The following is a 20,575-nucleotide window of genomic DNA, read 5'->3' as shown; positions in this document are numbered from 1 at the left end:
AAGCTGTACGGCGTCGGCGACAAGGGCGGCATCTACACCCTGAGCACCACCAACGCCAAGGCCGTCAAGGTGTCCCAGCTGACCGCGGCCCTGGCCGGCGCCGCGTTCGGTGTCGACTTCAACCCCGCCGCCAACCGCCTGCGCGTCCTCTCCGACACCGGGCAGAACCTGCGGCACAACATCGACGACCCCGCCGCCCCGCTCACCACCACCGTCGACGGCACCCTCACCAACCCGACCGTGCCGCCGTCCACCGCCACGGGCGTCACCGGCGCCGCCTACACCAACAACGACCTGAACACGGCCACCGCGACCACGCTCTTCGACCTCGACACGACGGCCGACCGCGTCTCCCTGCAGTCCCCGGCCAACGCCGGCACCCTCGCCCCGACCGGGAACCTCGGCCTGGACGCCGCGCCCGACGCCGGATTCGACATCTACTCCGACCCTGCGACCGGGGCCAACCACGGCTTCGCGACCATCGCAAACGGCGGCTCGTACCGCCTGTACTCCGTCGACGTACTGACCGGCAAGGCCACCGCCAAGGGCGCCTTCCCGAAGAAGCACCAGGTCACCGACCTGGCCCTGCCCCTCAACCAGAAGTAGCCCCGTCGCGACCGGCCCGGGCACAGCACCCCGCTGCGCCCGGGCCGGTCGCGGCCGGATCCCCGGTGCGGGAGCCGGGTCAGGAGGCTCGGAAGAGCTCGTCCTGGCGGTCGGCGTACGGCTGGAAGAGGGCCGCGGGCCAGTTCGGGTCGACGTCCGAGATCCGCTCGACCACCTTCCACACACCGTCCCGCCGCTCGAAGCGGTCCCGGTAGGTGCCGCTGGACACCACCCCTTCGCGGCCCTCCTTCCAGTTGACCTGCCAGCGCCAGGAGACGGCGGCGCAGTCCCCCGCGCCGGTGATCTCGAACCAGCCGACCTCGTGGAACCACTTCTCCAGCGGGAACACGCTGTGCGCGTAGTCGTAGAGGGCCTTGAGCCCCTCGGGGCCGGTGAAGGTCTGGCTGCGCAGGTCGTGGACGGTGAACGTGGCCTCGGGCCAGTACAGGCCGACGTACGCGTCGGCGGACTCGCGGCTCGCGTCGCGGTCGATGCAGCGCTGGTGGAGGGCGAGCTGTTCGAAGATCTCGAACCGGTCGAGGGGGCTCAACGGGGTGGTGTCGGACACGGGTGCTCCTTCAGGGAGGGGTGGGTGGTACGGGGCCGGGGCTGGAGCCACCGGCGCAGGACGCGGGTGACGGCGGGCATGGCCGCGTAGGTCATCAGCACGCTGAACAGCAGGGCGAAGACGGCGGTCCTCGCCACCGGGGGCAGGGGGTCCAGCCGGGGGGTGAGGTAGAGGCTGCCGAGCAGGGAGATCGGGAAGATCCCGATGGCGGAGCTCACCGCTGTCTTCCAGCGGGGCGGAGGCGCCGGCGGCCCGCCCGGCCCGGCGAACCAGGCCTCGACGCCCGCCAGTTCGCGGCGCGCGACCTCGTGGTGGCGGTGCGCCTCGCGCGGGGCGAAGAGCCCGGCCCGCCGCGGGGAGGCGAGCCAGCCGGCCAGCGCCTCCCCGTCCCGGAACCGGTGGACGATGATCCACGGCCCGCCGTCGCCGGCGGGCCCGAAGAGACCGCTCCCCAGGTGGCCGGGGACCGTGGCGGCCGCGGCCAGCACGTCCTTCGCCCACTGCCGGAACTCCTCCTCGTGGCCGGGCTCGACGGTGCGGGCCGCGACCAGGGCCCGGCCCCCGGGAGAGGCGGGGCCGGTGCCCCGGGGGCGGGCGGTCGCGGAACTCCCGTCCGGACGGCGCATCGGGCCGGCCGCGCTTCAGGCGCGGGGCGCCGCGTGGACGTAGTGCTTGGTCTCCTGGAACTCCTCCAGGCCGCGCACGCCGTTCAGGCGGCCCACACCGGACTGCTTGAAGCCGCCCTCCTCGAACATGTCGTGGACGACGGCCCACGTGTTGGTCCACACCGTCCCGGCGGCGAGCTCGCGCCCGACGCGCAGCGGCCGGTCCACATCGCGGGTCCAGACCGAGGCCGCCAGGCCGAACTCCGTGGCGTTGGCCCGGGAGACGGCCTCCGCCTCGGTGCCGAAGACCTCGAAGGTGGCGACCGGCCCGAACACCTCCTGCTGCACGACCGGGGCGTGCACGTCGTCCACCTCCACCAGGGAGGGGGACAGGAACGCCCCGTCGCGCCCGCCGTGCACGAGGACCTTCGCGTACGCGGCCGCATCGGCGACGACGCCCTCGACGCGCCGGGCGTTGTGTTCGTCGATGAGCGGCCCCATCTCGCTGGCCGGGTCGTCTCCGGGGCCGACCCTGACGGCCCGCAGCGCTTCGGTCAGGCGGCGGCGCAGTTCGTCGGCGATCCCGCTCTGCACCAGGATCCGGCTCCCGGTCATGCAGAACTGGCCGGTGAAGGTGGTGACCGCCTTGGTGAGGACGGGGACGGCGGCGTCCAGGTCGGCATCGTCGAAGACGATCATCGGGCTCTTGCCGCCGAGCTCCAGGGAGAGGGCCTTGAGGGTGGGCGCGGCGTTCGCGGCGATGACGCGGCCGACCGCGGTGGAGCCTGTGTAGCTGACGACGTCCACGTCCGGGGAGCTGACGAGCAGCGGGGCGCCCTCGTTGCCCGACTCGGTGAAGACGTTCACCACGCCCGCCGGCAGGCTCTCGGTCTCGGCGATGACCTCGCTGAGCAGCCCGTTGACCAGGCCGGTCTGGCCCGGGAGCTTCATGGCCACGGTGCAGCCGGCGGCCAGGGCGGGGGCGAAGGAGCGCACGGCGAGGACGACGGGCGAGTTCCACGGGGCGATGACGGCGGCGACGCCCGCGCCCTCGCGGAGCGTCATGGAGTACAGGCCGGGGCGGACCTCGGCCGAGCTGCCGTGGTCGCTCAGGGCGAGGGCGGCGTAGTACCGGAGCTTCGGGACCGTCAGGTCGATCTCGAAGGCCGCCTCCTGGAGGATCTTGCCGTTCTCGCGGGCGAGCATCGTGACGAACTCGTCGCGGCGGGCGGCCAGCCGGTCGGCCATCTCGAAGAGCGCCCGGGCGCGCAGGGTGCGGTCGCGGGCCCAGTCGGTGGTGTCGAAGGCGCGGCGGGCGGCGGCGACCGCTGCCGCCGCCTCGTCCGCCCCGGCGTCGGCGAAGGTGCCGAGCACCTGGCCGGTGGAGGGGTTGTGCGATGCGGTCCGGCGGGCGGAGTCGACCCACTGGCCGTCGATGAGGTTGCGGGCGTGCTGCATGGGGTCCTGTCTCGTTCGGGTGCGGGTGCTCGGGTTCCCCGAGCGGGGGTTGCGGGGGTCCGCACCCGGCGGGGCGCCGGGTGCGGATCAGCCCTTCAGGGCCAGGGTTCTGTGCTCCGCCAGCAGGACCAGCTCGGCCAGCAGGGCCCGCAGGAGGCTTTCGGTGAAGTCGTCGCCGTTGAAGGAGCCGTCGGCGTCGAAGTGCAGGTGGGATGCCGAGACGGTGACCTCGGGGTGGGCCACCACGGGGGCCTGGATGCGGTGGAGGATCTGGCGCAGGACCAGCTGGCCGCGGGCGGTGCCGAACCGCGAGGGGGAGGCGCCGAGGATGGCGGTGGGCTTGTCCTGCAGGGCGGGTTCGCCTTCGGAGGGGCGGGAGAGCCAGTCGAGGGCGTTGACGAGCACGCCGGGTACGGCGGAGTTGTACTCGGGCGTGGCGATGATGACGCCGTCGGCCTCCCGCACCCGGCGGCGCAGTTCCGTGACGGCGGCCGGTGCCGTCCCGGCCTCCAGGTCCTGGTCGAAGAAGGGGAGGGCGCCCAGCCCCTGGTAGAGCTCGACGGTGACGCCGGCCGGGGCCAGGGCCCGTACGGCGTGCAGGAGGCCGGTGTTGTGGGAGGTCCGGCGCAGGCTGCCGGAGAGGGCGAGGAAGGTCTTGGGGGACATGGACGGTTCCGTTCGGTGGTGCGGGGGAGGGGCGGTGCGGGGGAGGGTCAGCGGGTGGCCCGGTGGGCCCGGTCGACCAGGTCCGCGACGGCGTCGGGGCGGCTGACCATGACGGCGTGCGAGCCGTCGACCTCCGTGGTGCGGGCACCGGCGCGCCGGGCCATGAAGCGCTCCAGGCTGCTTCCGATGGCCTGGTCGTTCCTGGCCACCAGGGCCCAGGAGGGGAGGGTCTTCCAGGCGGCGTTCCCGACCGGCTGGCCGAAGGCCTCCGCCGAGATCGGCCGCTGGGAGGCCGCCATCCGGGCGGCGGTCCGGGCCGGGAGGTCGGCGGCGAAGGCCGCGCGGAAGCGCGCGGGGTCGAGCAGCACCTCGGTCGAGGCGGTGCCGTCGGGGGCGGTGAAGCGGAACGGCGCCTGGGGCAGCGGGGGGACGCTCGTGTCGGGGTGCTCCTCCATCAGCCGGCCGAGGGACTCGCCCTTCTCGGGGATGAACGCGGCGATGTACACGAGGGCCTTGACCCCGGGGACGGCGTGCGCGGCGTTGGTGATGACGGCGCCGCCGTAGGAGTGGCCGACCAGGATCTTGGGGCCCTTCGTGCCCGCGAGCTGGGCCTGCAGGTAGGCGGCGTCGTACGCCGGGCCCCGCAGCGGGTTGGCCACGGCCTTGACCTTGAAGCCCCGGCTGCGCAGCCGGTCGGCGGCCGCGTCCCAGCCGGAGGCGCCGGCGAAGGCGCCGTGGACCAGGACGACGGTGGGCTTGGCGCCCTTGTCGGCGCTGGCGCTGCCGCTGCTGCTGACCTGGTCGGTTCCCCGGTCGGGGAGGGCGAAGGACAGGGAGGCGGCGGAGACGGCCGTGGCGAGCGCGGCGGTGGCGGCGGCGGCGAGGGTGCGGCGGGAGGGCTTGAACGTGCTCACGTGGTTCCTTCGGGAGATACGCGCGCGTGCTGCGCGAGGGGTGCGACGGGTACGGCGGGTGCGGGAGCAGCGGCTCACGGGGCGGGGGTGCGGTCCGCCGGGCCGGTGGTCCGGCTGGTCGCGCGGGGCGGGTGTGGTCAAGCGTGGTGGGTGAGGACGGCCTTGACCGTGCGGCCGGCCCCGACATCGGCGACGGCGCGGTCGACGTCCGCCAGTGGGTACGCGGTGACGAGGCGGTCCAGCGGGAAGCGGCCCTGCCGGTGGAGGTCCAGCAGGCGGGGGATGAGTACGGCCGGTGCCTGGTGGCCCATGACGGACCCGGTGACGGTGCGGCCCTTGAGGAGCTCGAAGGCGTTCGCCTCGAGTCCCGCGTCCAGGCCGGCCACGCCGAGGACGGCGGCCGCGCCGAGGGGTGCGAGGACCGCGACGGCGGCGTTCATCACGGGGACGGCGCCGGTGGACTCCACGCTGTAGTCCACCCCGCGGCCGCCGGTGAGGTCCAGCACCGCGGCGGCGGTATCGGCCGTGGTGGCGTTCACCACGTCCGTGGCGCCCAACTGCTGTGCCAGTGCCAGGCGTTCGGGCTTCAGGTCGACGGCGATGATACGGGCCGCGCCGCAGGCCGCGGCGGCCATCAGGGCGGCGAGGCCGACGGTGCCGAGGCCGAAGACGGCCACGGTGCCCGCGGGCTGCACGCGCAGGGAGTTGAAGACGGCTCCGGCCCCGGTGATCAGCCCGCAGCCCAGGGGGGCCAGCAGGGCCGGGGACAGGTCCGCGCCGTCGACCCTGACCAGGCTCCGGGGGCGGGCCAGGCCGTACGAGGCGAAGGAGGACTGGCCGAAGAAGTGGTCGTGGACCGGCCGGCCGGCGGCATCGCGCAGACCCGTCGAGCCGTCCGGGCGGCGGGAGTGGAAGTTGAGCGGTATGTGCCGCTCGCAGTAGGCGGGTTGGCCCGCCGCGCAGTTGCGGCAGGCGCCGCACGAGTCCAGGCTCAGTACGACCCGGTCCCCCGGTGCGAAGCCGGTCACGGCCGCGCCGACGGCCTCGACGGTACCGGCGCCCTCGTGGCCCAGGACGACCGGGTGCGGGGTGGGCAGCCGGCCGGCGGCCGCCTCCAGGTCGGTGTGGCAGATGCCGGCGGCCTCGTAGCGGACCAGCACCTCGTCCGGGCGCGGGTCTTCGAGCGTCAGCTCCTCGACGAGGAACCCCCCGCCGGGGTCGCGGGACACGGCGGCGGTGACGGGTGTGGGCATGGTGGAGCGCTCGCCTTCTCGGGTTCGGGGTGTGCGGGGTGCCGTACGGGTCGGGAGGACGGCACGGGGAGGGCGCGACGGGACCGCGGGAGGCGGTCAGCGGGCCGTCCGGCCCAGCACGAGGTCGGCGGCCTTCTCGCCGATCATGATGCTGGGGGCGTTGGTGTTGCCGCTGGGCTCGTGCGGCATGACCGAGGCGTCGGCGACGCGGAGGTTCTCCACCCCGTGGACCCGCAGCTCGGGGTCGACGACGGACAGCGCGTCCAGGCCCATCCGGGCCGTGCCGATCTGGTGGTGTCCGGAGACGACCGTGGCGCGCACGTGGTCGCGCAGCTGCGCCCGGGTCGCCGTCCCGGGGCCGGGCAGCACCTCGCCTGCGTTCCATTCGGCCAGCGCGTCCCGGCCGGCGATGTCGCGGAGCGCCTCGAGGCTGTCGACGAGCGTCTCCAGGTCGCGCGGGTCGGAGAACACCCGCGGGTCCAGGACCAGCGGGGCCGCCGGGTCGGCGGAGCGCAGCCGGACCTCGCCGCGGCTGTGCGGGTGCAGCAGCTGGCCCACCGCGGAGAAGCCGTGTTCCGGGAGGTCGGCCCCGGGCACGGGGTAGGGGAACGACAGGAACAGCGGCTGGATGTCGGGTACCGGCAGGCCCGGGCGGGTCGAGGCGAAGTAGTGGGCCTCCAGGCCCTGCGCCGCCCAGGCCGGCAGGGGCCGGCGGGACTTCCAGACCAGCGGGGCCGACCAGTGGTCCTGGAGGTTGCGGCCCACGCCCGGCAGGTCCGCCCGGACCCGCAGGCCGAAGCCGCGCAGGTGGTCGGCCGGGCCGATGCCCGACAGCATCAGCAGCTGCGGGGTGCCGAACACGCCGCCGGACAGGACCACGTCGCCCAGCGCCCGGGCGGTGTGCTCCCCGCCGCCGGCGGTGTAGGCGATGCCGGCCGCGCGGTCGCCGTCGAACAGGATCCGGGTCACCAGCGCGCCGGTGACCACGGTCAGCAGGGGGTCGTCCTGCACGGGGCGGCCGTAGGCCACCCACGTCGACTGGCGGCGGCGGTTGCGGATGGTGTGCTCGGTGTAGCTGACCCCGTGCTGGTCCCCGCTGTTGTAGGCCTCGTTGAAGCGCAGGCCGTACTCCCGGGCCGCCGCCACCCAGGACCGCACCAGGGCGTCCGGCCCGGGGTTGCGCTGCACGTGCAGCGGACCGCCCGTACCGCGCCCGCCCGCCGGGCCCCCGGCGAAGTCCTCCATGCGCCGGAAGTACGGCTCGACGTCCTGCCAGGACCAGCCCGCCGCGCCCTGGTAGGCCCAGGAGTCGTAGTCCGCCGCGGCGCCCCGGACGTAGATCATGCCGTTGAACGAGCTGGAGCCGCCCAGTCCCTTCCCGCGCGGCCAGGGCAGCCGGCGGCCGTCCGCGTGCGTCTGCGGCTCGGTCTGGAAGGCCCAGTCCCACTCGCTGTTCCAGAGCTGGACCGAGCCGGCCGGGTCGTGGATGGCCTCGGTGTCGTCCACGGGGCCCGCTTCCAGGAGGAGCACCCTGCGGCCCGCGTCCACCAGGCGCCGTGCGACCACCGCACCGGCCGATCCGGCGCCCACGACGATGTTGTCGTACTCGTTGCTGCTCATTGCCGTTCCTTCGTTTCCGTCGTGCTGTCTGCTGTGCCCGCGCCGCCGGGGCCCGCCGGATCTGAACCGGCCGGGCCCGGCGGGTTCAGATCCGGCGGGCGATGTGCTCCGCGGCGGCGAGGACCGTGAGGTTGGTGGCCGCGGAGGGGACGTCGGGGAAGATCGAGGCGTCGACCACGCGCAGTCCGGTCACGGTGCGGACCGCGCCGAGCCGGTCGGTGACCGCCGCGGGGTCCCCGTCGGCGCCCATGGGGGCCGTGGACGTGGGGTGGTGGTAGGTGTCCAGGGTGGTCCGTACGGATTCCAGGACCGCGGCGTCGTCCTGCGCCTGCGGGCCCGGGTTGAGCTCGCGCTCGACCAGGTCGGCCAGCGGCCGGGCGGCCCCCAGCCGGCGGGCGAGCCGGACGCCCTCGAGGAGCCGGCGGCGGTCCTCGGGCTCGGCGAGGAGGTTGAGGTCGATCCGCGGTGCGTCCTGCGGGTCCCGGCTGACCAGGGTGAGGGTGCCGCGGGACTGCGGGCGGACCAGGGCGACGGCGAGGACGAAGCCGACCCCGGTCGGGCTGGCGGAGTGGTCGAACAGGTGGGTCGCGGTGACGTGCAGGTCCAGTTCGCCCGCGGCGGCGGCCGAGCTGGCGGTCCAGGACTTCGCGCCGATCACGGGGGTCTGCCCGCCGATCCGGTCGGGGTCGGCGGCGTACGCGTTGTAGAAGAAGGGGTGGTCCTGCAGACCGCGGCCCACCGGGAGGTCGGCCACCACCGGGATGCCCAGCGCCCGCAGGTCCTCCGCCGGGCCGATGCCGGACCGCAGCAGGACCGCCGCGCTCCCGTACGCGCCCGCGCTGAGGATCACCTCGGCGGCGCGCACCTGCGTACCGTCGGCGAGGAGCACGCCGACGGCCGTCCCGCCCTCGAAGAGCACCCGGTCGACCAGGGCGCCGCCCCGGATCTCCAGCTGGGGCCGGGCGCGGACCTCCCCGGTCAGGTAGGCCATGCCGGTGTTGACGCGCACCCCGTCGCGTACGTTCATCGGGTACGGCCCCACGCCGTGCGGGTCGGCCCCGTTGAAGTCGTCGGCGGCCGGGATCCCCTCGGCCAGCGCCGCGTCCACGAACGCGCGCTGCATGGTGCTGAGCCCGTCCCGGGTGAGCTGGGTGACGGGGAGCGGACCGCTGCGGCCGTGGAACTCCTCGTCGCCGGCCTCCGTGGCCTCCAGTGCCTTGAACGCCGGCAGGAGGTCCTCGTACGTCCAGCCCTCCAGCCCGCGCTGCGACCAGCGGGCGAAGTCCGAGGGCAGGGAGCGGACCGCGACGGAGCCGTTGACCGCCGAACTGCCGCCGAGGACCTTGCCGCGGAAGGCATCCACGGAGTGGCCGATGTATCCGGGCTCGGAGCGCAGTCCCCAGTCGTGGCCGGTCCACCCGCCGAGCACGGAGCTGTCGGCCACCGCTTCGGGGTAGGCGTCCGGTGCGTAGGCGGGACCGGCCTCCAGGAGGAGCACGCGGCGGCCGGGGCGCTCGGTGAGGCGCGCCGCCAGGACGGCTCCGGCGGAACCGCCCCCGACGACGATGGTGGTGAAGGCTGTGTCGTTCATGCCGAGGACGCTAGGCAGGCGCGCCGGTTCCGGCATCGGTCACCGTATCCGTCGCCGTGCGCGGGCCACCTGCCCGTCACGGTCCGCGCGGCCTCCGGCGCCCCTACGCGGTCAGCCGCAGCCCGTTGTCGAAGTCCACGCGGGCCAGCTCCGAGCGGGCGGCGATCCCGAGCTTGGGGAACACGTTGGACAGGTGGTGGCCCACCGTGCGGGGGCTGATGAGGAGGCGGCCGGCGATCTCCTTGTTGGTGAGCCCCTCCGCGGCCAGCCTCGCCACCCGCAGCTCCTGGGGCGTCAGGGCGCACTCCCCGCCCGCACCGGCCGTCCGCGCCGGGGGCCCGGTCAGCTCCTGCTCGCTGCGCGCCCGCGCCAGCAGCGGCAGGGCGCCTAGCCGCTCGAAGGCCTCCGCTGCGGCGGCCAGCTGCCGCCGGGCCCCGGTCCGCTGCTTCGCCCGGCGCAGCCACTCCCCGTACAAAAGGCGGGTACGGGCGTGCCAGAACGGCCGGTCGGCGGCCCCGGGCACCTCCAGCGCCCGCTCGAACCACTCCTGGGCCCGGTCGCCGCCCCGCAGGAGGGCCGTGCTGCGATGCGCCGCGGCCACCGCCCAGGGGGCGCCCGTACGCCGCGCCCAGGCGCCGAGGGCTTCGGCCGCGGCGCCGCCGGCCGCGGGGCGGCCAGCCCGGACGGCGGCTTCCACCGTGTCGGCGGCGGCGAGCAGCGCGAAGGTGGCGTGGGCCGCCTCGTGGCCGGGTTCGGCCAGGCGGACCAGCAGCTCCAGTGCCTCCTCGGCGCGTCCGGTGAACAGGGCCGCCTGGCCCCTGTTCCAGTAGACGGCTGCGGTCAGTGCGCGGACCCGCCGCGGCACCGACAACTGCAGTGTCAGCGCGCCGAGTTCGTCGGCCTCCTGTGCGTCTCCGCGCAGGGCAGCCAGCCAGCCGAGGGAGTTGCGGCACTGCGAGGCCGCGTGGTCGGCGCCGATCTCCTCGGCCGTGCGCAGCATCTCGGCGGCGCTGGCCCGGGCCCGGTCCCAGCGGCCGGCGAGGATGTCCAGGGTGGCCGTCTGCGGCACCGTCAGCACCAGTGCGCTCGCCGCGTCGGTGCGGCGCATCGCCTCCAGCTTGCGGTCGAGGGCCTCGGAGAGGGCCTGTTCGGCACCCCAGGCCGCGGCGAGCGGTGCGGGCGGCACCAGCCGCCAGGACACGGTGCCGAGCGGATCCGCCGCATGGGCGGTGAGCGGGGGTGCGTCCGGGGGTGCGGCCGGCTCGCCGCTCCACCACGGTGCGAGTGCGGACAGCACGGCCGCCTCCGGGGTGTCCGCGCCGCGGGTCAGCTCCGCCACCCGGCGCAGGGCCGCGGCCTGCCGGTCCGGGGAGCCGGCGGCCCAGGCCGCCCGCACGGCCAGGCAGGCCAGTTCCACGGCCCTGGTCCGGTCGGACACCGAGTGCGCGTCGCGCAGCAGCAGCCGGTGCGCGGCCTCCTGGTCGCCGTGGGCGAACTCGATGAGCCCGCCGAGCCCGCCGCTGTCCTGCGCCACGGTCTGTGCGGACGCCAGCCGCCCCGCCTCGGCGAGCAGCTCCCGGGCCCGGCCGACCTGTCCGCACTCCCAGGCGGCCAGGGCGCCGAGGGACAGGCGGCGGGCCGAGTCGGCGGGGTCGGGGGACAGTTCGGCGGCCCGCAGCAGGGCGCGGGCGGCCGAGGCGTTGCCTCCCGCGGCCGAGTCGTGGCGCGCGGTGTCCTCCAGCAGGTCCGCCACCGCCTCGTCGGCCGTGTCGGCGGCCGCGGCCAGGTGCCAGGCCCGCAGCCCCTCCGCGGGCCCCTCGGCGCTGCCGCCCCCGGCTGCGGCGTCCTCGTCGAGGGCCCCGGCCAGGGCCCGGTGGGCCGCCTGGCGGTCGGCGAAGGACGCCGCGTCGTAGACGACGGCCCCCACCAGCGGCGCGCTGAAGCGGAGCACGGAGCCCCGGACGGCGAGCAGGCCCGAGCGCAGCACCTCGTCCCAGGCCGCCGTACCGGCCCCGGCCGCGGCGGCCGCCCTGCGCACCAGGCGCTGGTCGCCCCGGTCCTCCGCCGCGGCCACGAGCAGCAGGGAGCGGGCGGCGGGGGAGAGGGCCGCGGTATGGGCTCCGAAGGCGCGGCGCAGCCGGGGGCCCACGGGCAGCCGTTCGCCGGAGCCGGCGGGGCCGGGCAGCTCCCGGAGCGCGAGCGGGTTCCCGCAGGCGGCCGCGACCGTGCGGCGTACGGCCTCCTCGGCCGCCGCGGGCCGCGCCGCACGCACCAGCCGGGCCGCGTCGGCATCGTCCAGCGGGGGTACGGCGAGCGCGCGCCGCCCCTCCCAGGGGCCGCCGGCCGCCGGATCGCCGTGCGCGGTGAGCAGCATCGCGACGGGCGAGTTGTGCAGCCGCCGCGCGACGAAGGCCAGGCATTCGGAGGTCGGCTCGTCGAGCTGGTCCGTGTCGTCCACGGTGATCAACAGGGGCTGCCGGGCGGCGAGTCCGGTCAGCAGGGTGAGGGTCGCCACCCCGATGAGGAAGCGGTCCGCGGTCTGCCGGGTGTGCCCCAGGGCGCCGCGGAGCGCCTCGGCCTGCGGCGGGGGGAGGGCGGCGATCCGGTCGGCGAGGGGCCACAGCAGCCCGTGCAGGGCGGCGAAGGCCAGCTTGGACTCCATCCGGCTGCCGCGGCAGCCCAGGACGGTGAAGCCGGCCGCGCGGGCGGCTGCGTACTCGAGGAGCGCGGTCTTGCCGATGCCGGGGTCGCCCCAGAGCACCAGGGCCGACCCGCCGCCCCGCCGGGCCTCCTCGAGGAGTCCGTCGAGCTCCTGCCGCTCCCGGTCCCGTCCGTACAGTTCCACTTCCGTGCTCCCCGCTGTTCCACGTACGTCAAAACGTTTCCCCCAGCCGTGGGCGGGGGGCGCCGCACGAGGTGCGGCGGATACGGTGACCGATGCGCCCGCCCGGCAGGGCCGCCTACCGTCACCGCCATGACCAGTACTGCACTCGACGAAGGCGCCCGGATCGCCGGGCAGGTGGCCGCGGCCACGGGCGCCGATCCGGGCGACCGCCTCCTGCACACCCGCGGCGCCTGGGCGGCCGGCGCGTTCACCCCCTCCGGGACCGCCGCCGCCCTGAGCACGGCCGGGGTCTTCGCCGGGCCGGGCACCCCCGCCGCGGTCCGGTTCTCCAGCACGCTCGGCGGCGCGGACGGCCACGACGGCGATCCGTCGGACCACGGCATGGCCGCCCGGATCGGCGGCCTCGACCTGGTGATGTTCACCCTGCCGGTCTTCTTCGCCCGGACCGGGGCGGACATGGTCGAGTTCCTCCGGGCCGCCAACTCCCCGGACCCGGCCTCGGCCGTCCCCGCCTACGCCGCCCGCCACCCCGAGGCGGCCGCGGCCCTGGACCTGGCCCGGCAGGCCCGCCCGGCAGCGGGCTTCACGGGCCTGTCCTACCACTCGGTCCACGCGTTCGGTCTGGTGGACCCCGCCGGTACGACCCGGTGGGCCCGGCTGGGCTGGCGGCCCCACCGCCCGGCGCAGCCGCTGTCCCCCGAGGAGGCCCGCAGCCGGCCGCGCGACCACCTCCGCGCCGGACTGGCCGCGGAACTCCCGGCCGGATTCGACCTCGTCGCCCACCTGCCCGCGGCCGGGGACGAGGTGCACGACCCCACCCGGCTGTGGTCCTCGGAGCAGACCGCGGTGCTGGGGACCCTCATCCTCGACCGGGCCGGGGCCCCCGCCGGGGAGCCCGCCTTCGATCCGCTGCGCCTGCCGCCGGGGATCGCCGCCCCGCTCGACCGGCTGGTGCGGGACCGCAGCGCCGCGTACGCGGCTGCGCAGCGGCAGCGGCGCGGCTGAACCGGCCGCGGACGCCCGCGCGCGGGACCGCGACGCGCACGGCTCCCGTGCGCAGCGCTCCGGTACGTACTGCTCCGGCGCGTACGGCGTCCGTGCGCGGGCCGTCCGGGCCCGCCGGACCGGCCCGCCTCCTCGTGGGGATCATGGCCAAAGCCTTGCAGTCCGTACTGAACGTGCTCTCAACGTCCTCCGAACGCCCCGCCGCGGGCCGCGGCGGACCTCAGCCGGTGCCGGACGCGCCGTCCAGGAGCCCGTCGATCTCGCGGACCGACAGGACCAGCCCCCGCGGTTCGGCGAGCCCGCGGGCCTCGGCCAGGACCTCGCGGGCGCGCCGCGCCCCGCCGCGTTCGAGGCGGGCCCGGCCCAGGTCCGTCAGGGCGGCGACCAGCTCGGTCACCGCCTCGGTGCCGCGCAGGTGGTCCACCGCCCGCTCCAGGAGCGGCAGCACCTCCTCCTCGGCCGACGCCAGCGCCACGGCCCGCCAGGCCCGCCCGAGCGCCACGGGGGTGTCCCACCGCTGCGCGAGGGCGAGTTCCGAGGCCGCCAGCTCCCTGGCGCGCTCGCGTTCGCCCGTCTTCAGCAGTTCCATGGCGGCTGCGCTGCGCCAGGCGAGGTAGCCGGGGTTGTGCAGCCCCCAGGCGGCGTGGCGCCGCCCGCAGTCGATGAAGAGGGCGGCCGCCTGGTGGGCCTGGCCGCGCGCGGAACAGAGCAGGGCGCGCACCCACTTCACGACGGTCAGCTCCCAGGTCTCGGCGTTGACGTGCTCCGTCGCGCTGTCGAGCTGCTCCTCGGCCTCGGCCACCCGTCCCAGGCCCAGGAGGGCCTGCGCGTACTGGGCGACGAGCGCGGCGGGGCGGCGCGGAACCTGCGCGAGGGGCAGCCCGGCCACGGGTGCGCAGGTGACGAGCGCCTTGCGGTAGTCGCCGCTGCGCATGTGGACCTCCGAGCGCATGATGCGGCGGTAGATGTCCATGGTGCCGAAGTAGTGGTCCTCGTAGAGGTCGCTCAGCTGTCCGGCGAAGGTGAACTGCCCGGCCCACTTGGCGATGTGCGTGAGGATGCCCACGACCTCCCGGGGCAGCTTCTCCCAGGCCCCGTCCTCGTGGCACTCCGCGGGGAAGCGCGCGAGCGCCTCCGCGGCGCTGTACCTCACCTGGTAGGTGTCGTCCCAGGTGAGGACGGCGTCCGCCACCGGGTCCCCGCCGTGCCCGGCGGCCCGCTCCGCGCGCAGCCGCCCCACGACCGCCGTCCAGTTCTCGTGGGTGAGCGCGGCCACCATCCAGCAGGAGGCCCGGGCGGCCTGCGCCGCAGCCGGATCCCGCCGCCCGGTCTCGGCGATCACCTCGTCCATGAGCGCGAGCGCGGCGCCGGCCTGCCGGTTCGAGGCCATGGTCCAGGCCAGCGGGATCAGCGCGGTGGGCTCCTCCCGCGCGGCGCGCTGCTCCGTGAGCGCCTCGCGCAGGTGGGTCAGGGATGCGGCCGGGTTCACCCACAGCTCCAGCTGGCCGAGCTGGACGAGCACGGCGGCGCGCCGGTCCGGGCCCGCGATCCGCAGGGCGGCCTGCAGGTGGTCCAGGGCCTCCCTGACCTCGTGCTGCCGCAGGCACTCGTCCGCCGCGTCGACCAGTACGGCCGTCCACTCGGACCACTGCGTGCCCGTCAGCGCGTCCAGGTACCGCGCCGTCTCCCGCGCGCTGCGCCCCGAGGCCAGGGAGAACCGGGCGGCGGCCACCCGGAGCTGGGCGTTCTCCTCCGGCGAGCACAGCCAGCGCAGGGTGTTGGGGAGCAGCGGGTGGCGGAAGGCCGGCGGGTTCGCCGCGGCCAGGACGCCGCTCGCCGCCAGGCGCTCGCACCGCTCCCGGACCGTGGCCGCGGACTCCCCGCACACCGCCGCGAGCAGCTCGGGCGTCGGCTGCTGCTCGTGCAGGACGGCGACGGCCCGCAGCAGCAGGGCCCGGCTGTCGGTGTAGTTGTCCAGCATCAGGGCCAGCGCCCGCTGGAAGCGGACGTCCGGGGCGTGCTCGGGCACGTGCGGGAGCCCGGCGCCGGGCATCGCGGACAGGTCCGCGACCAGTGCGGTGACGAGCAGGGGAATGCCGGCCGTCGCCCGGTGGACGCTGCCGGCGAACTCCGCGGCCTGCGGGGCCGGGTGCGCGGCGGCCGTCCGCGGCGCGGCCAGGGCGGCGATCGCGGATGCGCTGAACCTGCCGAGGTACAGCGCCGCCGAGGCGACGTTCCCCAGGTCCAGGGTCTGCCGGTACGCCTGCGGATCCCACGGCCGGTCCTCCAGCGCCAGCACCAGCAGGACGCGGGTGGCGTGCAGCCGCTGGGCCAGCAGCGTCAGCACCTTCAGCGAGCGCTCGTCGATGCACAGCACGTCGTCCACGAGCAGGACCAGCGGGCCCCCCGCGGCGCTGTCGGCGAGCAGGCCGGCCGCCTCCTGCGCCAGCTCGTCGTCGGTCCGGTCGGCCCGCAGGACGGCGGAGCCGTCCGCACGGCCGGTACCCGCGCCGGGCCGGAGGCGTTCGAGGACCGCGTTCAGCAGACCGAGGGGCGCGCCCCCGGCGGAGGCGGCCCCCCTCGGCAGGCCGACCTGGCGCGCACCGGGCACCAGGCGGGCGGCCTCCGCGAGGAAGCGCGACTTGCCGTGCCCGTAGATACCGGAGACGAGCACCAGCCCGCCTTCGCCCGCCGCTGCGCGCCCGGCCAGCGACGCGAGTACGGCGAGCTGCTCCTCCCGTTCGACGAACGGGGCCTCCTCCGGGGCGGGCCTGCGGGGGCCGGACGGGACGGCGGGCGCCGCCGCGCGGACCGGGGCGGCCGGGGCGGCCTCCTCCCGCGCGCCCGGGGCCTGCTCGGCGGGTCCGGACAGGATCAGGCTGTGCAGCGTGCGCAGCTCCCGCCCCGGATCGACGCCCAGCTCGTCGGCCAGGAGCCGCCGGGTCCGCGCGTACACGTCCAGCGCATCGGAACTGCGGCCGGCCTGGTGCAGCGCGCGCATCAGCAGGGCGCGGGGGCGCTCGCGCAGCGGGTGCTCGGCCGTCAGCACCCGCAGGCGGTCGATCACGGAGTCGGACCGCCCGAGCGTGATCGCGAGGTCGAGGGCGTCCTCCTGCACGGCGAGCCGGCGCTCGGTCAGAGCCGCCCGCCACACGGCGGCGTAGGGCCCCGGCACGCCGGCGAGCGGTTCCCCGCTGTACAGCCGCAGCGCCTGGTCGTAGAACCCCTCGGCCGCCTGCCACTCGGAGCGCCCGCGGGCCCGCTCCCCCTCGGAGACCAGCCTCTCGAACACGCCGAGGTCGGTCTGCTCGTCCCCGATCCGCAGCTGGTATCCGCCGTGCCCCGACAGCAGGACGGTGGCCGCGGCCCGCGGTCTGCGCTCCGGCTCCAGCACCCGCCGCAGCCCGGCCACATGGGTCTGGATCACCCCGGCACCACTCGCGGGCGCGGACTCCTCGTACAGCGCCGCGAGCAGGTTCTGCGTGGACACCCACTGCCCCCGCCGCAGCGCCAGCGCGCACAGCACCGCCCTGCGCTGGGGCGGCCCCAGAGGCAGCGGCTGCCCGTCCCGGAGCGCCTCGACACCGCTCAGGAACGTGAACCGGAGCGTGGACCGGACCGTGCCGGCGGCCGCCTCCCGCTCATCCTGCGAGCCCGTCACGTCGCCCCCCGGCCGTCCGATGCATAAGGGAGGAATCCTAACCGACACGCCGCGTGACCTGGCCGGATCGCCCCACCCGGCCCGGCCCGTCCCGAGCGCAAGATCCACAAATTTCCGGAACCGGAGAACCGAAGGCCCCCGCGACGCGTGGTACCGGGTGAAAGTCCGGCATGCGCATGGAGAGTGGGGGACCACAGGTGATACCTGTGTCGAAGGTGAGGACGGCGGCGCTCGCCGCCGCGGTGGCGGCGTCGCTGATCGGGGGGACGGGTGCGGCGGCCATGGCCGCAGGGCAGCCCGGGGCGGCTAGACCGGCCGCCCGCCAGGGGAAGCAGGCGACCGCCCACCAGGGGAAGAAGAAGCCCGCCGCGCCCGCGGCCACCGTCACGCTGGTCACCGGTGACCGGGTGGCCGTGGCGGCGGACGGTTCGGTCGCGCGGATCGAGCGGGGGAAGGGCCGCGAGGGCATGGTCTTCTCGGTCCGGCGGACGTCCGGGCACACGTACGTCATCCCGCAGGACGCGCTGCGCCTGCTGGACCAGGGGGTCCTGGACCGGCGGCTGTTCGACGTCGCCGGGCTGGTCGCGGCCGGGTACGACGACGCGCGCCGCAGCACGCTGCCGCTGATCGTCTCGTACCGCCGGGACGGCGCCGGGGCCCGGGTCCCCAGCGCCTTCGGCCAGGCACTGGCCGGCTCCGCGCGGGACCGCAAGCCGCTGCCCGCCGTCGACGGGGAGGCGGTCGAATCGCCCAAGTCCGCGGCCGGCGGCCTGTGGTCGCAGCTCGCGGGCCGGGGTCCCGCGGCCTTCTCCGCGGCGCCCGTCGCCCGGCTGTGGCTGGACGGCCGGGTCCGGGCGGCCCTGGACAAGAGCACCGCGCAGATCGGCGCGCCCTCGATGTGGAAGGCCGGATACACCGGCAAGGGCGTCAAGGTCGCGGTGCTGGACACCGGCGTCGACCAGACCCACCCCGACCTCAAGGGCGTGGAGGTGGCCGAGAAGAACTTCAGCAGCTCGCCCGACGCGAAGGACCGCCACGGCCACGGCACGCACGTGGCCTCCACCGTCGCCGGCTCGGGCGCCAAATCGGCCGGCAAGTACAAGGGAGTCGCCCCCGGCGCCCGCCTGCTCGACGGCAAGGTCCTCGGCGACGACGGCTTCGGCAGCGAGTCGGAGATCGTCGCCGGCATGCAGTGGGCCACCGACCAGGGCGCGAAGATCGTCAACATGAGCATCGTCGCCGGAGACGAACCCGAGGTCGACCCGATGGAGGCGGCGGTCGCGAAGCTCTCCGCCAAGGCCCTGTTCGTCATCGCGGCCGGCAACGAGGGCGACAAGCCCGGCACGATCACCTCGCCCGGCAGCGCCCCCGCGGCCCTCACCGTCGGCGCGGTGGACCACCAGGACAAGATCGCGGAGTTCTCCAGCCGCGGCCCGACCGCCACCGGCCTGACCAAGCCCGACATCACGGCCCCCGGCGTCGACATCACCGCCGCCGCCAGCACCCAGGGCGGCGCGACCGGCGGCAGCGGCTACACCGCCATGTCCGGCACCTCCATGGCCACCCCGCACGTCGCGGGCGCGGCCGCCCTGCTGCTCCAGCAGCACCCCGGCTGGAGCGGCGCCCGCCTGAAGTCCCTGCTGACCGGCTCGGCCACCCCGCGCCCCGAGCTGAACGCCCACCAGCAGGGCGCCGGCCGGGCCGACCTGAACCGCGCGCGCACCGCCTCCGTGGTCTCGGAGCCCGGCTCGCTCGACTTCGGCACCCACCTGTGGCCGCACGCCGACGACAAACCGGTCGCCAAGACCCTCACCTACCGCAACACCGGCACCGCGCCCGTCACCCTCGCCCTGACCGCCGCCGGCACCGACGCGGCGGGCCGCCCGGCCCCCGCCGGGATGTTCACCGTCAAGGACGCCAAGCTCACCGTCCCGGCCGGCGGCACCGCGAAGACCACCGTCACCGTCGACACCCGCAAGGGCACCAAGGACGGCTCCTTCGGCGGCACCGTCCTGGCGGCCGGCGGCGGCCAGTCCGTACGGACCGGTCTGGCCGCCGTGCGCGAGATCGAGTCGTACGACGTGACGCTGCGCCACCTCGACGACGCCGGCAGGCCCGCCGACAGCTACTTCACCCAGTTCACCACGGCGGGCAGCGACGGACAGGAGCGCCGGGCGGTCCCGTACAAGGAGCCCGGTACGGCCGTCATGCGCCTGCCCAGGGGCGAGTACCAGCTGGAGGGCCAGATCTTCAGCCCCGGCAGCGGGAACCGCACGGCGGTCTTCGTCCAGCCGGTCCTGAAGGTGGCCGCGAAGAGCACTGTCGTCCTCGACGCCCGCGCGGCCAAGCCGTTCGCCGTCACCGCCCCCGACCGCACCGCCAAGCTCGTCAGCGCCACCGTCGGGTACTACGACAAGGACGCGATCGTCAGCGGCAGCTGGGTGATCGACGGCACGACGCAGTTCCGCACCGCCGCACTCGGCGCGGCCGACAGCGGGATGCAGTCCCAGCTGGCCGGAGTCTGGCGCTCGCCCGCCGCGCCGACCACCGACTACCGGCTCGCCTTCCACCGCGCCGGCAGCTGGTTCACCGGCCTCACCCGCACGGTCGCCCTCGCCGACCTCGCCGCGGTGAAGTTCGGCTTCGGGTCCTCCGTCACCGGCGCCAAGGGCCTGGTGGACATCAGCGCCTCGGCCCCGGACGGCTTCAGCGCCGGACCGATCTCCACCATGCAGCGCACCCTGCCGGTGTCCGGAACCCAGTACATGAGCACCACCGGCGTCCAGTGGAACTGGACGGCCACCCAGGCCGACGCGCAGGGCGCCGCGCGCGTCACCTACAGCGAAGGCCCCGCCGCCTACAAGCCGGGCGGGCGCTACACCCTGGAGTTCAACAAGGGCGTCATCGGCCCCGACCTGGCCGCGAACCCCGACCAGCAGGGAGCCAACCGCTACGGCAACACCCTCGACGCCAACGTGCTGCTGTTCGTCGACGGCGCCGGGCACGCGGGCACCCCCGTCCTGTCCGGCGGCTCCAGCCGCCTGGAGTCCGGCGGGCGGATCCTCGCCCAGGCGCGCCCCGGCGAGTGGCTCACCGCCGAGGTCCCGGCCGCGTCCGCGGTCTACAAGCTCACCGAGGAGGCGACCCGGCCCGCCAAGGACACCGCCATCAGCACGAAGGTGACCGGCGTGTGGACGTTCACCTCGGCCAAGGCCCCCGACCGCGGCGCCCGCCTGCCCCTGTCGACCGTACGGATCGCCCCGGCGCTCGCCCTCGACGGGACGGCCAAGACCGGCAGCACCCTCAAGCTGCCCCTGCACGTGGCCGGCGCCGCCGCCGCACCCGGACAGCTCGCCGCGCTCACCGTGAACGTCTCCTACGACGGCGGCCGCACCTGGAAGCCCCTGACCGTCGCCACCGACGCGAAGGGCGCCCGCTCGGCGACCGTCAAGCACCCGGCGACCGCCGGAGGCGTCACCCTCCGCGTGGACGTGAAGGACAAGCAGGGCAACACGGCCCGGCAGACGGTCACCAACGCCTACCGGCTCGTCCGGTGACCTGAGCACCGGCCCGCACACCACCGCCAGGGCCCGGCCCCGCACCCCGCGGAGCCGGGCCCTCCGCGCGGGCACGCTGTGCGCGTGCCCGCCGAGCCGCCCGTCCGCCTCGTCATCGGTCGGGAGCGCGCTCAGGCGGGGAGGGTCATCAGGAGGAGGGGTTCGGTGGTGGGTTGGGGGGATCCTCCGGTGGGTTCGAGGGTGAGTCCTACGGCGCCGGCGTCGG

13 protein-coding genes are annotated in these 20,575 nt (G+C 75.8%); 3 read left to right on the top strand and 10 right to left on the bottom strand.

Annotation, left to right across the window (positions count from 1 at the left end):
- On the top strand, window positions 1–606 hold a 606-nt coding region (locus ACZ7JZ_RS35290), incomplete at its 5' end, for a DUF4394 domain-containing protein (RefSeq protein WP_470947056.1).
- Between the two features lie 79 nt (window positions 607–685).
- Here ACZ7JZ_RS35290 and ACZ7JZ_RS35285 read toward each other — a convergent pair.
- From ACZ7JZ_RS35285 to ACZ7JZ_RS35245, 9 genes are all read right to left on the bottom strand, one after another.
- Window positions 686–1,174, bottom strand: coding sequence for a nuclear transport factor 2 family protein (locus tag ACZ7JZ_RS35285; RefSeq protein ID WP_470947054.1), 489 nt, complete (start codon window positions 1,172–1,174; stop codon window positions 686–688).
- Window positions 1,153–1,800 carry an antibiotic biosynthesis monooxygenase gene (locus ACZ7JZ_RS35280; RefSeq protein ID WP_470947051.1) on the bottom strand — a complete coding sequence of 216 codons (648 nt, stop codon included), beginning with the start codon at window positions 1,798–1,800 and terminating at the stop codon, window positions 1,153–1,155. The genes ACZ7JZ_RS35285 and ACZ7JZ_RS35280 overlap by 22 nt, the downstream gene beginning before the upstream one ends.
- Window positions 1,801–1,815: 15 nt before the next feature.
- A complete protein-coding gene (locus ACZ7JZ_RS35275) occupies window positions 1,816–3,237 on the bottom strand; it encodes an aldehyde dehydrogenase family protein (protein ID WP_470947049.1) in 1,422 nt (473 codons plus the stop codon).
- Between the two features lie 87 nt (window positions 3,238–3,324).
- Window positions 3,325–3,903, bottom strand: a complete 579-nt coding sequence (locus tag ACZ7JZ_RS35270) for an NADPH-dependent FMN reductase (protein WP_470947046.1) — start codon at window positions 3,901–3,903, stop codon at window positions 3,325–3,327.
- A gap of 47 nt (window positions 3,904–3,950) precedes the next feature.
- Window positions 3,951–4,817: an alpha/beta fold hydrolase gene (locus tag ACZ7JZ_RS35265; protein WP_470947043.1), complete on the bottom strand. Its 867-nt coding sequence runs from the start codon at window positions 4,815–4,817 to the stop codon at window positions 3,951–3,953.
- Window positions 4,818–4,954: 137 nt separating this feature from the next.
- A complete protein-coding gene (locus ACZ7JZ_RS35260; RefSeq protein WP_470947040.1) occupies window positions 4,955–6,070 on the bottom strand; it encodes an NAD(P)-dependent alcohol dehydrogenase in 1,116 nt (371 codons plus the stop codon).
- A gap of 96 nt (window positions 6,071–6,166) precedes the next feature.
- Window positions 6,167–7,690, bottom strand: coding sequence for a GMC family oxidoreductase (locus tag ACZ7JZ_RS35255; RefSeq protein ID WP_470947038.1), 1,524 nt, complete (start codon window positions 7,688–7,690; stop codon window positions 6,167–6,169).
- An 85-nt stretch (window positions 7,691–7,775) separates the two neighbouring features.
- Window positions 7,776–9,281, bottom strand: a complete 1,506-nt coding sequence (locus ACZ7JZ_RS35250; RefSeq protein ID WP_470947036.1) for a GMC family oxidoreductase — start codon at window positions 9,279–9,281, stop codon at window positions 7,776–7,778.
- 103 nt (window positions 9,282–9,384) lie between these two features.
- Window positions 9,385–12,126, bottom strand: a complete 2,742-nt coding sequence (locus tag ACZ7JZ_RS35245; protein ID WP_470947034.1) for an AAA family ATPase — start codon at window positions 12,124–12,126, stop codon at window positions 9,385–9,387.
- A 129-nt stretch (window positions 12,127–12,255) separates the two neighbouring features.
- Between ACZ7JZ_RS35245 and ACZ7JZ_RS35240 the strand changes: the two genes are divergently transcribed.
- Window positions 12,256–13,131, top strand: a complete 876-nt coding sequence (locus tag ACZ7JZ_RS35240) for a catalase (RefSeq protein WP_470947031.1) — start codon at window positions 12,256–12,258, stop codon at window positions 13,129–13,131.
- Window positions 13,132–13,351: 220 nt separating this feature from the next.
- On the opposite strand, the gene ACZ7JZ_RS35235 is transcribed toward ACZ7JZ_RS35240, so the two are convergent.
- Window positions 13,352–16,792 (bottom strand): BTAD domain-containing putative transcriptional regulator, encoded by a 3,441-nt coding sequence (locus ACZ7JZ_RS35235; RefSeq protein WP_470947028.1) that lies wholly within the window; start codon window positions 16,790–16,792, stop codon window positions 13,352–13,354.
- 206 nt (window positions 16,793–16,998) lie between these two features.
- Between ACZ7JZ_RS35235 and ACZ7JZ_RS35230 the strand changes: the two genes are divergently transcribed.
- Complete coding sequence (locus tag ACZ7JZ_RS35230; RefSeq protein ID WP_470947025.1) at window positions 16,999–20,349, top strand: S8 family peptidase; 3,351 nt, start codon at window positions 16,999–17,001, stop codon at window positions 20,347–20,349.
- The last annotated feature ends 226 nt before the right edge of the window (window positions 20,350–20,575 follow it).

The organism is Streptomyces sp. NPDC038213, assembly GCF_055600495.1.
The sequence above is the reverse complement of the archived record's forward strand: the minus strand, read 5'-3'. Positions and strand labels throughout refer to the sequence as shown.